This is a genomic window from Plantibacter sp. MCCC 1A11337, from assembly GCF_013349365.1.
GTDB classification, from domain to species: Bacteria; Actinomycetota; Actinomycetes; order Actinomycetales; family Microbacteriaceae; genus Plantibacter; species Plantibacter flavus_A.
In genome coordinates, this window is sequence record NZ_JABJWX010000002.1 from 17566 (window position 1) to 29929 (window position 12364).

Genomic DNA, 12364 nt, shown 5'->3' on the forward strand with positions numbered 1-12364 from the left:
GACGCGGACCGGGGTCAGGGTGCCCTGGGTGGGACCGACAGGCCCGCGGCGAGTTCCGCGAAGACGGCCTCGGCATCCGCCCGATCGCGGGTCAGCAGTGACGCCTGCCCAGCCCAGAAGCCCTGGAGCTCTGCGACGCCCTGCTCCGAGGCGACGGTGCGGAACCGCCCGGTCAGCCAGTTCTGGACCGGGAACGGGGCGACGACCCCCGACGCCTCGATCTCGCGCAACACCCGATTCGGGACACCCCGTCCGAGCCTGCCGCTCATCGCGCGCGTGAGGACGGTACCGTCGGCGGGCGTCGAGACGATGGCCGCTCGATGCTCGGCCGTCGCCACGGAGACGCTCGTGCGGAGGAAGGCGGTCCCGACCTGCACGCCGGCGGCGCCGAGTGCCCGCGCGGCGGCGACACCACGTCGGTCGGCGATACCGCCGGCGGCGATCACCGGGACGTCCAGGGCGTCGACGAGCTGCGGGATCAGGGCGACCAGGCCGACGAGGGAGTCCTCGGCTGCTCGCAGGAACGAGACGCGGTGGCCGCCGGCCTCCATGCCCGTGCCGACGACGACGTCGACGCCGCCCTCCTGCAGGGCGAGCCCTTCGGCCACCGTGGTCGCCGTCCCGACCACGACGATGCCCCGCTCGCGCGCCGCGTCGACCACCGACCGCGGTGGAACCCCGAAGACGAAGCTGACCACGGCGGGCCGCGCCTCCAGGACCGCCTCGATCTGCTCGTCGAACGGCGGCATGTACCGGGCCGGGCGATCGGGCAGCTCGAGTGACAACTCGTCGAACACGGGTCGGAGCCCCTCGACCGCGGCTGCGAAGGACGCCTCGGAGTCGTCGGGCGACAGCTCGTCTCCACGCGGCAGCCACAGGTTCAGTGCGAACGGCGCCGCGGTCCCTTCGCGGAGCGCCGTGACCGTCCGCTCGATGCGCTCGGCGTCGTAGCCGTACAGGCCGAAGGAACCGAGGCCGCCCAGCTCACTCACCGTCGCGGTGAGTTCGACGGAGGACAAGCCTCCGAAGGGGCCGAGCACGATCGGGACATCGACAGGAAGGGCGCGCACGCCACCAGTATGTCCCTCGCCTCTTGCGGGTGAAACCGGATCGAAACATGATGGACATCAAACAGCTCACTTTGAGTTGTTTACTGAGTGCATCGACGCACGCCTGCAGAGGAGCTCCACCGCCATGACCCTGACCATCGCCGGACTGCAACACCACGGAGTCCCCGGAGACGTCGAGGCGAACCTCGCGCTCGTCGCCGACGCCGCCAGGCAGGCATCGGATCGCGGCGCGGACCTGCTCGTCACCCCCGAGATGTTCATCACCGGCTACAACCTCGGGGACCGTCTCGCCCCGCTCGCCACGCCGGAGCTGGTCGACCGGGTCGCCGCCATCGCCGCCGGGACGGGGATCGCGATCCTCGCCGGCTTGCCCGAGCCGCTCCCGGGCGGAGCCGTCGCGAACGCCATCGTCCTCATCGGTCCTGACGGGTCCGAGCTGCTCCGCTACCGCAAGACGCACCTGTTCGGCGAGCTCGACCGCGAGCTGTTCGTGGCCGGTGACACCCTCGCGCCGACCGTCGACCTTGGCGGCGTCCGCGTCGCCGTCCTCATCTGTTACGACGTCGAGTTCCCCGAGACCGTCCGCGCGGCGGCCCTCGACGGCGCCGACGTCGTGATCGTCCCCACCGCGCAGATGGAGCCCTACGCGCACATCGCCGAACGGCTCATCCCGGTGCGCGCCTGGGAGAACCAGGTCCACCTCGTCTACGTCAACCGCGTCGGCTCCGAAGGGGACCTCACCTACGTCGGCCGCAGCAGCATCGTCGGTCCGGACGGCGTGGTCCTCGACGCGCTCGACGCGGACGCCGTCGGTCTCATGATCGCCACGATCGATCCCGAGGCCACCAAGCGCGCCAGGCAGGAGAACCCCTACCTCGCCGACCGCCGCGCCGAGCTGTATCGAGGGACGCCGTCCCTCCTCCCCTCCCCCTCCGAGTCCCCCGACTCCCCCGGAAAGTGACCTCATGACCGTGAACCCCATCGCCGAGCCGCGCCAGCGCCTCGACGGCCAACTCGGTACCGGCTCCATCGTCTTCATGGTGATCGCCGCCGCAGCACCACTCACCGTGATCGGCGGCAACGTCCCGATCGCGATCGGGACCGGCAACGGCGCCGGAGCGCCGATCGGCTTCGCCCTCGCCGCCGTGATCCTCCTCGTCTTCTCCGTCGGCTTCGTCACCATGACGCCGTTCGTCCGCGAAGCCGGTGCGTTCTTCTCCTATGTGACGGCGGGACTCGGCTCTCGTCTCGGCCTCGGTTCCGCCTTCACCGCGCTCGTCGCCTACACGGCGATCCAAGTCGGCGTGTACGGCTACATGGGTTGGGCGCTCGACGACCTCGTCACGTACTTCGGTGGCCCGAGCCTGCCCTGGTGGCTGTACTCCTTCGCGACGATGGCGATCGTCGCGGTGCTCGGCTACCGACACATCGACCTGAGCGCGAAGGTACTGGGCATCGCACTGACGCTCGAGATCCTCGTGGTCGTCGTGCTCGACGTCGTCATCTTCGCGACGGGCGGTGCGGACGGCATCGCGGTCGAGACCTTCGACCCCGCCAACATCTTCACCGGTGGGATCGGCGTCGCCGTGCTCTTCGCCCTCACCGGCTTCATCGGGTTCGAGGCGACCGCGGTCTTCCGGGACGAGGCGCGCAACCCGGAACGCACCATCCCGCGAGCCACGTACCTGGCCGTCGTCATCATCGGTGTGTTCTACGCCATCTCCTGCTGGGCGCTCGTGACGGGCGTCGGCGCGGGGAACGCCGTCGCGGTCGCCCAGCAGACGCTCGCCGGCGACGGCAACCTCCTGCTCGACACGACGACGACCTACCTCGGCCCGATCATGCGCGATGTCGTCCAGGTGCTGCTCATCACGAGCCTGTTCGCGTGCGTGCTGTCGTTCCACAACGTCATCGCGCGTTACCAGTTCACGCTGGCGCAGAAGTCGGTGCTGCCCGCCCGCCTCGGCAGGCGTCACCCCGCGCACCACTCCCCGTCGACCTCCTCGATCGTGCAGACGGTGACAGCCGCCATCGTCCTCGCCGCGCTCGCGCTCGCCGGCCTCGACCCGCTCGTCGGGGTCTTCGGATCCATGGCCGGGGTGGCGACCGTCGGGATGGTCCTGCTCATGCTGACGACCTCGATCGCCGTCCTCGTGTTCTTCGCGCGCCGACCCGAGCTCGTCGCCGGCCGCACCTGGGGTGCGCGGGTGTTCCCGATCCTCGCGGTGATGGGACTCGCCTTCGCGCTGTGGCTGGTGCTGTCGAACTTCACGCTCGTCACCGGCGGAAGCGTCACCGTGAGTGTCGTGCTCGCCCTCATCCCCGTGGTCGCCATGCTGATCGGTATCGTGGCGGGGAAGCGGTTCCCGTTGGACGCCGAGCCGGACGGCGCGGTGAGCGAGGCGACCGCCGACCAGCCGACGGCCGGCTGAGGCAGGGTCGCGGAGTCGAGCAGCGACGAGACGGGGGTGCCATGGATCTGGGTTCGCCCTCGCTCGGAGCCATCCGACGCACGACCGCCGTCGACACCGTCCGCGCGCGCATCTCGCTGGCGCTGGAGCTCGGGATGCTGGTGCCCGGCCAACGGCTCCCGGCACCAGAGGAAGCGGCTCGAGCGTTCGGGGTCAGCGAGATGTCGGTGCGGCGCGCCTATCGCGCGTTGAGCGACGAGGGCGTCGTCGTCCGGCGGCAGGGCAACACGGGTGGCACGTTCATCTCGGATGCACCCGCGGTGGGCACCGTTCCCGAGATCGCCGCCTACCGCGAGGACGCCGTCCACGTGCACGCGCTCATCGATCAGCGCGCGACGCTCGAAGCCGGGCTGGCGGCGCGGGCTGCCGCGGCACCAGGGGCGTCCTCCCTGCACCGACTCGACGACCTCGTGGCGACCATGCGGACCGAGCCGGACTGGAGCCGGTTCCGCGAGGCGGATGCGGCGTTCCACGCCGAGCTGGCGATGTCGGCGGGCGTGCCGGGCGCGGCCGACCTCCACGACCGCGTGTCCCGTGAGCTGTACTCCTACTTCATCCCCTATCGGATCGAGTACCTGCGCGCGTCGAACGAGGAGCACGCTCAGCTCGTCGAGGCGCTCCGCGTCGGCGATGCGGCAGCCGCGAGCCGCCTGGCCTTCGACCACGTCGCAGAGCTCCACCGCTCGATGTACGTCGGCCTCGCGGGGCCCGCCGACGGCGCGCAATCCGCTCCCTGAAGCGCCCGGAGACGACCCAACGCGCGCCCTCGGCGAGGCGTCAAGGCCGGGCCCGGAAATCCGACATGCGCCGTACTAAGGCATAGTGGGGACGGGTTCACCCCCGCCGCGAAGGAGTGAGAGCATGATCGACAAGGCCTCGATACAGGACTTCCCGCCGATGACGGCATCGCTGCTGGCGGACAATTCCGGCGTGTTCCGCGTCGGCACCGCCGAGCAGTACCTGAGCGCCACCGACGCGGGAACGGCCCGCCGCCAGCTCGTCGAACTGATGCAGGCGGAGGCCCGAAAGGCGGGTCGACCGATCCGTGTGACGGTGACCGACCCGACGAGCGTCACCGTGCTCCTCATCGGTGTCGACGGCGAACTGCAGGAGGAACCGCAGTCCGCAGCGCCCGCGCGCACCGCGCAGCGGGCCACGCCACAGCCCGCAGCGGCGCAACGAGTGCCGCTCATCCAGGCGCCACCGCCCACGCCCTCACAATCGGCACCAGCGCGCCCGGTCCCTGCTCAGCCGCAGACACCGCCCCGCGCCACACCCGCCCAGCCGTCGACACCTGCGCCGGTTTCGGCGCAGGCCGCGCCGCCGGTCTCCGCCAACCCGCAGTCGACCACGACGCCGCAGCCCGTCCCGCCACAGCGCCCGACCGTGCAGCAACCCGCGTTCGACACACCGCCGTTCCAGCCGATCTCGAATCAGCCGAACGCGCAGCAGGTGCCCGTACCCGCGCAGCGTGCCGTCCCGGCACAGCAGTCGGTGCAGGCGCCGCCGGCCGCGCCCGCGCAGCAGCAGCCCCCGGTTCCGCAGCAGCAGGCTCCCGGCCAGCCGGCCGCCCCGGCTCGCCGCGATCTGCGCGATGCACCCTCGTTCCTCGCGCCACCCACGATCGGCCCGGCGCAGCACGGGCTCGCCGGCCTGCTCAACAAGCTCGGCTTCTCAGTACCGCCGTCCGCGACCGAGCGCGCCGAGCGTGACGACGTCCACGCCGTGTCACGCCACTTCCCGAGGCGTCGCACCATCTCCGTCGCGAATCAGAAGGGCGGCGCCAACAAGACGCCGACCGTCGTCAACCTGTCGTCCGTCTTCGCCCGGTACGGCGGTGGCGGTGTCGCGGCCTGGGACAACAACGAGACCATGGGCACGCTCGGCTGGCGGACCGAGCAGGGCGGCCACGATTCGACCGTCCTCGACCTCCTCGCCGCGGCTGGCGACCTCCTCTCCCCCGGCGCCGAGCGGGCAGACCTCTCGCGGTTCGTCCACCACCAGCCCGGCGACAAGTACGAGGTGCTGCGATCCGCGGCGGACGGCGAGCACGTGGTGACCGCCGACGAGGTCGACCTCGTCCACCGCGTCCTCGCGAAGTACTACCGCCTGATCGTCATGGACTCGGGCAACTCGGCCGGCGCCCCCAACTGGCGGCGCATGGTGGAGCTGACCGACCAGCTCGTCATCCCGACCACGACCGTCGAGGACAAGAAGGAGGGCGCGCGACTCACCCTCACCGCCGTCAGCCGGGTGAGCGAGCGCGGTGCCGAGCTCGCTCGCAACGCCGTCGTCATCGTCTCCGAGGCCGAGGCCAAGGACACGTCGATCGCCAACGCCTACGCCGAGGACTTCCGCCCCTACGTGCGCGACGTCGTCGTCGTGCCCTTCGATCCCGCGTTGAAGAACGGCGTCATCCGTCACGACGCCCTGCGATCGAGCACGCAGCGGGCGTGGCTCGCAGCGGCTGCTGCGGTGTCCCGCGGACTCTGACCGGGACACCTGCGCCACCTCAGGTCGCCATGATCGCGGTCAAGCCGTCTGACGCGCGGACATGATGGCGTCCACCGTCGCGTCGTCGTCGTCGGTCATGACGACAACGGCCCGAAGCCGCGTGAGCGTCAGCTCGATGAGCACGGCAGGCTGCCCATAGCGGTAGCACCACCAGGAGCGCACGCCGGAACCTCGCCAGTACCCGGCGCGGATCATGAAGGTCCCGGTGCCACCGGACCTCCACGTGACCGGGACCTCCGCCGTCGGGTCTCCGGAGACGTGAGCCGAACGGACGGCCTCGCGAGGAAGCCGGATCCGACGGCGCAGGCTGAGGAAGGCCCACCACCCGCGCGTGGTGACGACGACCTCGTCGCCCTCCATGGTGACGTCGACGAGGCCGCGGCGACCGCCGCGGCGAGTCATGCGGACGCCGCGTCGAGGATGTGCAGGCCGGCGATCGTCCGATCGTCGCGGAACGCGATGCGCGCGACGTAGTCGCCGGCCTCGAAGGCGAGCGGGGTGTTCGTGACGGTGATGTCTGCGGCCCGCGACGCCTGGGGCTCGGCGTGGGACTCGTAGGAACCCGCGAGCCCGGCGATCTGCGCCCAGGCCGCGGCCAGCGCGGTCGCGGGCAGGCCGTCGCGCATCGTGGGGTCGAATCGCGCCGTCACGTCCTCCCACCGACCGGCGGCGAGGTCGTCGATCACCGTCACGGCGAGGGTTGTGGCGTCGGAAAGCGGGGTGGTGTTCATGGGAGCTCCTGTTCGTGGGTCGACGGGCTTGCCGTAGCGCTGGAACGCCGCCTGCCTGGTGACGCCGAGGGCGTCGCCGATGGCCTGCCAGCTGATTCCGTCGCGGCGGGCCTGCTGCACCGCCGCGATGACGACGCGTTCAGCGCTTTCGCGGACACCGAGCGCCCCGAGCACCAGGCGGGTCGGATCCGCCGGGTCGCCGAGGACCGGAGCCATGACGAGCCGGTCGCTGCGCTCCATCAGCTCCGCGAGCGCATCCGTCAATTTATCTTGCATATGTAAACCATACGTTTACAATCGGGTGGTGTACAGCCCCTGCCCGCCTTCGCCACTCAGACACTCAAGCCACCCTGGAGGGCGAGTCGAGGCGAAGGACTAAACGGCCAGCGACACCTGCCGACCGAGCGCTTCGATCGCAGCCTCGTCGCGCTGGTAATGCGACCACTGGCCGATCCGGGTGCACGTCACGAGGCCGGCGCGCTGGAGCGTGGCCATGAACTGCGAGGCGGTCGACTGCGACACCTCGGCCCTCGCCTGGATGTGCTTGAGACACACGCCGACCTCGACCGCCGGCTGATCCTGCGGCGGGAACGACTCCGGATCCTTCAACCACCCCAGGATCGCGAGGCGAGTCGGATGGCCGAGCGCCTTGAAGATCGCCACCAGGTCCAACTCGTCAGCGTTCGTCACACATCAACCATATCGCAATATCGCGATTCCACGATGTTGTGCGACACTATGGATCGGTAAATCGCGATCTAACGATGGAGATGTCATGACGCAGCACACAGCACTGGTGGTCGGCGCCCGCGGGGTGATCGGCGGGAACCTGATCACCCACCTCGAGGGGCTCGGCTGGGACGTGGTCGGGTTGTCCCGCCGCGGCGGCACCGACCGGGCATCCGTCAAGCACCTCGCGGTGGACCTGCTCGACCGCGACGCGACCATCCGCCGGTTGCGGGGCCTGTCCGAGATCACGCACATCTTCTACGCCGCGTACCAGGACCGCCCTAGCTGGGCAGAGCTCGTCGCGCCGAACCTCGCGATGCTCACCAACGTCGTCGACGCCGTCGAACCCGTCGCGCCGGGCCTCGAACACATCAGCCTGATGCAGGGCTACAAGGTCTACGGCGCACACCTGGGGCCCTTCGCCACACCGGCGAAGGAGTCCGACCCGCCGCACATGCCACCGGAGTTCAACGTCGACCAGCAGCAGTTCCTCGAGCGCCGCCAAACCGGGGCCAGCTGGTCGTGGTCGGCGTTGCGACCGTCGGTCGTGGCCGGGATCGGCCTCGGCAACCCGATGAACCTGGCGATGGTCATCGCCGTCTACGCGTCCATGAGCAAGGAGCTCGGCATCCCGTTTCGCTTTCCCGGCAAGCCCGGCGCGTACACGAGCCTGATCGAGATGACGGACGCCGATCTCCTCGCGAAGGCCACGGTGTGGGCGGCGACCACGGAGCATGCCCGCAACGAGGCGTTCAACATCACGAATGGCGACCTGTTCCGGTGGTCGTCGATGTGGCCGAAGATCGCCGCCTTCTTCGACCTCGACGTCGCGCCGCCACTCGAGATGAGCCTCTCCGAGGTGATGGCCGACAAGGAGGCCCTGTGGAACGCGATGGTCGAGCGGCACGGCCTCGCGCCCACCAGCTACGCAGCAGTGTCGTCGTGGGCGTTCGGCGACTTCGTCTTCGCGTGGGACTACGACGTCATCGCCGACACCTCGAAGTCCCGCCGGGCCGGCTTCTACGAGTACGTCGAGACCGAGGCGATGTTCCTCCGCATCTTCCAGGACCTGCGGGAGCAACGACTCATCCCGTAAGCGTCGGAGCCCGGCTACTGCTCGAAGGCGATGTCGAGGGATCGAGAGGAGGAGACGTCCCCTCGAGCCCGAACACCGGCCCACCGGTGAGCTGGACGGCGACGCCCTGCTTCATCGACGAATGCCGGCGGTAGCGCCGTGTTCCCGCTCGAACGTCTGCTGCGTCCGACGCGAAGCCACTACCCGCCGGATGCCGAAGCACGCCCAGACGGTCCAGATCACCGCCATCGCCCAGCTGAGCGGGGCGCCTGCGGCTGCGAACCAGACGGAGCCGACCACGAAGAGCAGACCGACCGTGATCATCACCCAGCCGACGGTGCGCTCACGTTCGAAGGCGAGCCGTTGCTGCACGAGCGAGTCCATGGGAGGACGCTATCGCGAGATCCGGAGCGACGGCCCACCAACCGACGAGACCGCGGCCAGGTCAAACGGGTGCCGATCACTCATGCCCGGTGAGCCGACGATCGAGGCGCTCGAGGTCCGCCTCGACCGTGGCGAGGTCCCGCGCGAACGCGGCGTCGTCCAGCTCGATCTGTCGGACCGTGAAGACCACCTCGGCACCCTCCGGATGCGCCAGCACGCGGACCGGGTTGGTCACGACGGTCCCGGACGGCAGGGTCACGTCGTGGTCGAGCACTCCGAAGCGGTTGCTCTCGACGAACCGGACCTCGACCCGGCCCATCGGCGACTCGACGAACAACGCGTCGCCCTCACGGACCACCTCGGCCTGTGCGAGACCGGCCGCCCACTGCGGGAGGTTGTCGACGTCCGACGCGTACTCGTAGACGGTATCCGGCGACGCGTGGATGACCCGGCTCACGTGGCGACTTCTCATGGACGGCATCATGCCACCTCGGTGTGTCATCCATCAGCCACGTCCCGCCTGCGGATGATGCTCCGCGAGCGGGATCGTGCTGCAGACTGACGATTCGACCGTCGATGGTTCGTAGCCTGGAGGCATGCCCCGGAACACCAGCGATCGCTCGGCCCCGTCACCACCGGCCTCGGCGGAACGGCGTCATCGTCGGCGTCGACGTGGCTTGATCGCAGGCATCGTCGTAGCCTCCCTCCTGGCCTTGGTCGTCGGTGGGTCCTTCGCCGCCGCACCGCTCCTGCGGTCGTACGGGATCTACCTCGTCCCGCCGTCGCCGCAGACGTACGCCGAGGTCGCACTGGATGCGATGCGGCAGGGGATCGACGCGACGCCGGACCGCTACACGCAGGTGCGGGAGCGGGCTCTGGCCTCCGTCGCGGACGCGTCCGACTACGCCGACACCTACGGGCCGCTCACCAAGGCGGCGGCCGAGCTGGGCGGCCCCCACACCACTTTCAACGATCCTGCGTCCGCGGCCGAACTGTTCGGCCCGTCGTCGGGATCGAAGGCGGAGAACGAACTGCCCACCGTCACGAGCGCTGACGGCGTGACGACCATCCGCCTCCCGACGCTCATCGGTGGCGGCTCCGGAGAGGACTCCTTCGGCCAGCGGTACATCGATACGGCCGTCGACGCGATCGCCGCCGCCGCGCCCGACACCTCAGCGTGGGTGGTGGACCTGCGGGACAACCACGGCGGCAACGTGTGGCCCATGCTGGCCGCCGTGGCACCGCTGCCCGATGACGGGACCGTCGAGACCTTCGAGTCCGTCGACGGGTCGACGACGGTGTCCGTGGACGGCGGGACCGTCTCGTCCGACGGCACACGACAGGGTGCGGCGACGACACCGCAGCCGAAGGTGCACGGGCCGATCGCCGTGGTCATCAACGGGATGACCGGTAGCTCCGCGGAGGCGGTCGCGATCGCCTTCATCGGGCAGTCGAACGTGCACGTGTTCGGACAGCCGAGCTACGGCTTCAGTACGGCGAATCAGCCGGTCCGCCTCTACGACGGCGCGGTCGTCAATCTGACCGTGGCCGTCGACGCCGACCGTACCGGCAAGCGCTACGGCGTCCCGATCGTGCCCGACACCCCCGTCGAGGACGTCGTGCAGCTGCCGACAGCCATCAGCACATGGCTCGCGAACCGCGGCTGAACACCTCGTTCATCGAGAGTGCTCGTTCTGCTGTTCCGCGCCCGATCAGCGGGCAGAACGAGCACTCTCGATCGAATGCGCTTAGACCGCGGGTGCGAACGGGTCGCGGAGCGTGCGGCGGAGCACCGCCCGCTCAGCGACCGTCCACAGCGCGCTCGTCGCGAGGTAGACGGCGGCCGCGAACGGCACGATGGCCGCGAAGCCGACCGAGAGGAACGGGAGCCAGCGCATGATGGGCGCGATCGCGGCGGTGCCCGCAGAAACGGGCGTCCGCACCGCTGCAGCTTCGTCGGGCACGGCCGTCCAACGCGCACTCGCGCGCCTCGTGAGTTCGATCGCGAGGGCGAGGAGCAGCAGGACGACGAGGAACGGCCAGACCGCCGTGACCGTGGTGCCGATCAGCTGGAACAGGTTCGAGCCGAGCGGGACACCCCCGACCACGGCAGAGAGCAGCGTGTTGGCGTGACCGGCGATGTCCTGGTGGACGAACAACGCGTACACCGCGGAGACGACCGGAGCCTGCGCGAGGAGCGGCAGGCAGCCCGCGACCGGCGAGGTGCCGTGCCGCTGGTAGAGCTCGACGAGCGCGCGGTTCAGTTCCTCGGGGCGTCCGGCGTAGCGCTTCCGCAGGGCTGCGAGTTCCGGGGCGAGGCGACGCCTGGTGCGTTCGGCGCGGACCTGTGAGACACCGACCGGGAGCAGGAGTAGGCGCACCAGCACAGTGAGGACGACGATGGCGAAGAGCGGCGCCCACGAGCCGGTGAACGGTTCGAGGGCGGCGCCGGTGGCTGCGACGAACCCGGCGAGGCCGTCGAGGATGGTGGAGACGAACGGGATGGTGGAGAGGTCCATGAGTGGTCCTTCGATCGAGAACGGAAGAGGATCGTTCGACCGTCACGGACCACCGGGGCGCTACTGCACGCTGAAGCCGGCCGTTCTGACGGTCACGATCGCGCTCCCGGGTGCTCGCGACCGGACGTGCCCCGGTGCGTCGGGGTTGTTGTGCGTGACCAGCACGCGCAGGTTCTCGACCTCGCGCAGCTCGACCGGACCGGTGCGTGGCCGGAGCGTCACCCGCACCTGCAGGATGACGGCGATGAGGACAGCCGCCGCGGAAACGGCCCCGATGAACCCGAACACCATGAGGGCGGGGATCACGACGTTGCCGCTGCCCCCTGCTCCCAGCAGCGCGAACGTCCGCGCCACGAGTTCGAGCAGACCGACCATGCTCCGACGCTAGCAGCTCCCTCGAAGTCGACTCAGTTCACCAACGGGTACCAGTGTCGGTCGCGCAGCTGATACTCGTCATCGTCGAGACGCACCCACGTGCCGTCAGTGATCGGGGCCGCGTCCGAAGCCCACACGCCGAAGTGGGCGAGCGGGGCCGGCCACTCGTATCCGTCATTCGGCGCTTCGACGACGTTGCGCACGGCGCCGACGAACTGCATGGTCAGGTGCTCGCCGTTGATGCGCTTCGCCAGCTCACGGACGGTCGCGGTGCCGTCGGGGTCATCGCGTGCGGCCTCGAGCATCGGCAGATCGAGGCGAGCTGTGCCCTGCCTCGGCACGCAGAACACCCGGTCGGAGTCGCGCAGGAGCAGGCGCACGACCGACATCGGCCGGGGTGGCGTCGTCCGGCGGACGACCTCGGCCCGGCCTCCAGGAGGCAGCCACGGCGCGTCATACGTCACGTGGACGAGCGTCTCGTCTTCGTTCACGCCGC

The 12364-nt window shown here is 69.9% G+C and carries 15 protein-coding genes; 6 read left to right on the forward strand and 9 right to left on the reverse strand.

Annotated elements, in window-relative coordinates; all coding sequences use genetic code 11:
• Window positions 1-14: 14 nt before the first annotated feature.
• Window positions 15-1070 carry a nitronate monooxygenase gene (locus tag HOW07_RS07365; RefSeq protein WP_175116539.1) on the reverse strand — a complete coding sequence of 352 codons (1056 nt, stop codon included), beginning with the start codon at window positions 1068-1070 and terminating at the stop codon, window positions 15-17.
• 124 nt (window positions 1071-1194) lie between these two features.
• On the opposite strand from HOW07_RS07365, the gene HOW07_RS07370 reads away from it, so the two are divergent.
• The 4 genes from HOW07_RS07370 to HOW07_RS07385 all read left to right on the forward strand — a co-directional run bounded on the left by HOW07_RS07370 (window position 1195) and on the right by HOW07_RS07385 (window position 6034).
• Window positions 1195-2031, forward strand: coding sequence for a carbon-nitrogen hydrolase family protein (locus HOW07_RS07370; protein WP_175116540.1), 837 nt, complete (start codon window positions 1195-1197; stop codon window positions 2029-2031).
• A 4-nt stretch (window positions 2032-2035) separates the two neighbouring features.
• Window positions 2036-3502, forward strand: coding sequence for an APC family permease (locus HOW07_RS07375; protein ID WP_175116541.1), 1467 nt, complete (start codon window positions 2036-2038; stop codon window positions 3500-3502).
• Between the two features lie 41 nt (window positions 3503-3543).
• Window positions 3544-4278: a FadR/GntR family transcriptional regulator gene (locus tag HOW07_RS07380; protein WP_121289343.1), complete on the forward strand. Its 735-nt coding sequence runs from the start codon at window positions 3544-3546 to the stop codon at window positions 4276-4278.
• A gap of 124 nt (window positions 4279-4402) precedes the next feature.
• Window positions 4403-6034, forward strand: coding sequence for a chromosome partitioning protein ParA (locus HOW07_RS07385; RefSeq protein WP_175116542.1), 1632 nt, complete (start codon window positions 4403-4405; stop codon window positions 6032-6034).
• Between the two features lie 39 nt (window positions 6035-6073).
• On the opposite strand, the gene HOW07_RS07390 is transcribed toward HOW07_RS07385, so the two are convergent.
• From HOW07_RS07390 to HOW07_RS07400, 3 genes are all read right to left on the reverse strand, one after another.
• Window positions 6074-6457: a hypothetical protein gene (locus tag HOW07_RS07390; protein ID WP_175116543.1), complete on the reverse strand. Its 384-nt coding sequence runs from the start codon at window positions 6455-6457 to the stop codon at window positions 6074-6076.
• Window positions 6454-7062, reverse strand: a complete 609-nt coding sequence (locus HOW07_RS07395) for a DUF3887 domain-containing protein (protein WP_121289352.1) — start codon at window positions 7060-7062, stop codon at window positions 6454-6456. The genes HOW07_RS07390 and HOW07_RS07395 overlap by 4 nt, the downstream gene beginning before the upstream one ends.
• A gap of 99 nt (window positions 7063-7161) precedes the next feature.
• Window positions 7162-7476: a helix-turn-helix domain-containing protein gene (locus HOW07_RS07400; RefSeq protein WP_175116544.1), complete on the reverse strand. Its 315-nt coding sequence runs from the start codon at window positions 7474-7476 to the stop codon at window positions 7162-7164.
• A gap of 85 nt (window positions 7477-7561) precedes the next feature.
• Here HOW07_RS07400 and HOW07_RS07405 point away from each other — a divergent pair, with 85 nt between their 5' ends.
• A complete protein-coding gene (locus HOW07_RS07405; protein WP_175116545.1) occupies window positions 7562-8611 on the forward strand; it encodes an SDR family oxidoreductase in 1050 nt (349 codons plus the stop codon).
• Window positions 8612-8722: 111 nt separating this feature from the next.
• On the opposite strand, the gene HOW07_RS07410 is transcribed toward HOW07_RS07405, so the two are convergent.
• Window positions 8723-8974 (reverse strand): hypothetical protein, encoded by a 252-nt coding sequence (locus tag HOW07_RS07410; protein WP_175116546.1) that lies wholly within the window; start codon window positions 8972-8974, stop codon window positions 8723-8725.
• A 76-nt stretch (window positions 8975-9050) separates the two neighbouring features.
• Window positions 9051-9446: an SRPBCC family protein gene (locus HOW07_RS07415; protein ID WP_175116547.1), complete on the reverse strand. Its 396-nt coding sequence runs from the start codon at window positions 9444-9446 to the stop codon at window positions 9051-9053.
• 124 nt (window positions 9447-9570) lie between these two features.
• Between HOW07_RS07415 and HOW07_RS07420 the strand changes: the two genes are divergently transcribed.
• On the forward strand, window positions 9571-10641 hold the full coding sequence (locus HOW07_RS07420) for a S41 family peptidase (RefSeq protein WP_175116548.1): 1071 nt from the start codon (window positions 9571-9573) through the stop codon (window positions 10639-10641).
• An 81-nt stretch (window positions 10642-10722) separates the two neighbouring features.
• Here HOW07_RS07420 and HOW07_RS07425 read toward each other — a convergent pair whose 3' ends face one another.
• From HOW07_RS07425 to HOW07_RS07435, 3 genes are read right to left on the reverse strand one after another with little or no spacing between them, the layout of a single operon-like run.
• Window positions 10723-11493 (reverse strand): membrane protein insertase YidC, encoded by a 771-nt coding sequence (locus HOW07_RS07425; protein WP_175116549.1) that lies wholly within the window; start codon window positions 11491-11493, stop codon window positions 10723-10725.
• A gap of 60 nt (window positions 11494-11553) precedes the next feature.
• A complete protein-coding gene (locus HOW07_RS07430) occupies window positions 11554-11868 on the reverse strand; it encodes a DUF6412 domain-containing protein (RefSeq protein WP_138945628.1) in 315 nt (104 codons plus the stop codon).
• 32 nt (window positions 11869-11900) lie between these two features.
• A complete protein-coding gene (locus HOW07_RS07435; RefSeq protein WP_175116550.1) occupies window positions 11901-12359 on the reverse strand; it encodes an NUDIX hydrolase in 459 nt (152 codons plus the stop codon).
• Between the last annotated feature and the right edge of the window lie 5 nt (window positions 12360-12364).

What these genes read in the sequence shown, in the direction of transcription:
- HOW07_RS07415 (WP_175116547.1), bottom strand. Translation starts at nt 9,446, where the DNA reads ATGAGAAGTCGCCACGTGAGCCGGGTCATCCACGCGTCGCCGGATACC.
- HOW07_RS07425 (WP_175116549.1), bottom strand. Translation starts at nt 11,493, where the DNA reads ATGGACCTCTCCACCATCCCGTTCGTCTCCACCATCCTCGACGGCCTC.
- HOW07_RS07385 (WP_175116542.1), top strand. Translation starts at nt 4,403, where the DNA reads ATGATCGACAAGGCCTCGATACAGGACTTCCCGCCGATGACGGCATCG.
- HOW07_RS07390 (WP_175116543.1), bottom strand. Translation starts at nt 6,457, where the DNA reads ATGACTCGCCGCGGCGGTCGCCGCGGCCTCGTCGACGTCACCATGGAG.
- HOW07_RS07420 (WP_175116548.1), top strand. Translation starts at nt 9,571, where the DNA reads ATGCCCCGGAACACCAGCGATCGCTCGGCCCCGTCACCACCGGCCTCG.
- HOW07_RS07410 (WP_175116546.1), bottom strand. Translation starts at nt 8,974, where the DNA reads ATGGACTCGCTCGTGCAGCAACGGCTCGCCTTCGAACGTGAGCGCACC.
- HOW07_RS07395 (WP_121289352.1), bottom strand. Translation starts at nt 7,062, where the DNA reads ATGCAAGATAAATTGACGGATGCGCTCGCGGAGCTGATGGAGCGCAGC.
- HOW07_RS07370 (WP_175116540.1), top strand. Translation starts at nt 1,195, where the DNA reads ATGACCCTGACCATCGCCGGACTGCAACACCACGGAGTCCCCGGAGAC.
- HOW07_RS07380 (WP_121289343.1), top strand. Translation starts at nt 3,544, where the DNA reads ATGGATCTGGGTTCGCCCTCGCTCGGAGCCATCCGACGCACGACCGCC.
- HOW07_RS07375 (WP_175116541.1), top strand. Translation starts at nt 2,036, where the DNA reads ATGACCGTGAACCCCATCGCCGAGCCGCGCCAGCGCCTCGACGGCCAA.
- HOW07_RS07405 (WP_175116545.1), top strand. Translation starts at nt 7,562, where the DNA reads ATGACGCAGCACACAGCACTGGTGGTCGGCGCCCGCGGGGTGATCGGC.
- HOW07_RS07430 (WP_138945628.1), bottom strand. Translation starts at nt 11,868, where the DNA reads ATGGTCGGTCTGCTCGAACTCGTGGCGCGGACGTTCGCGCTGCTGGGA.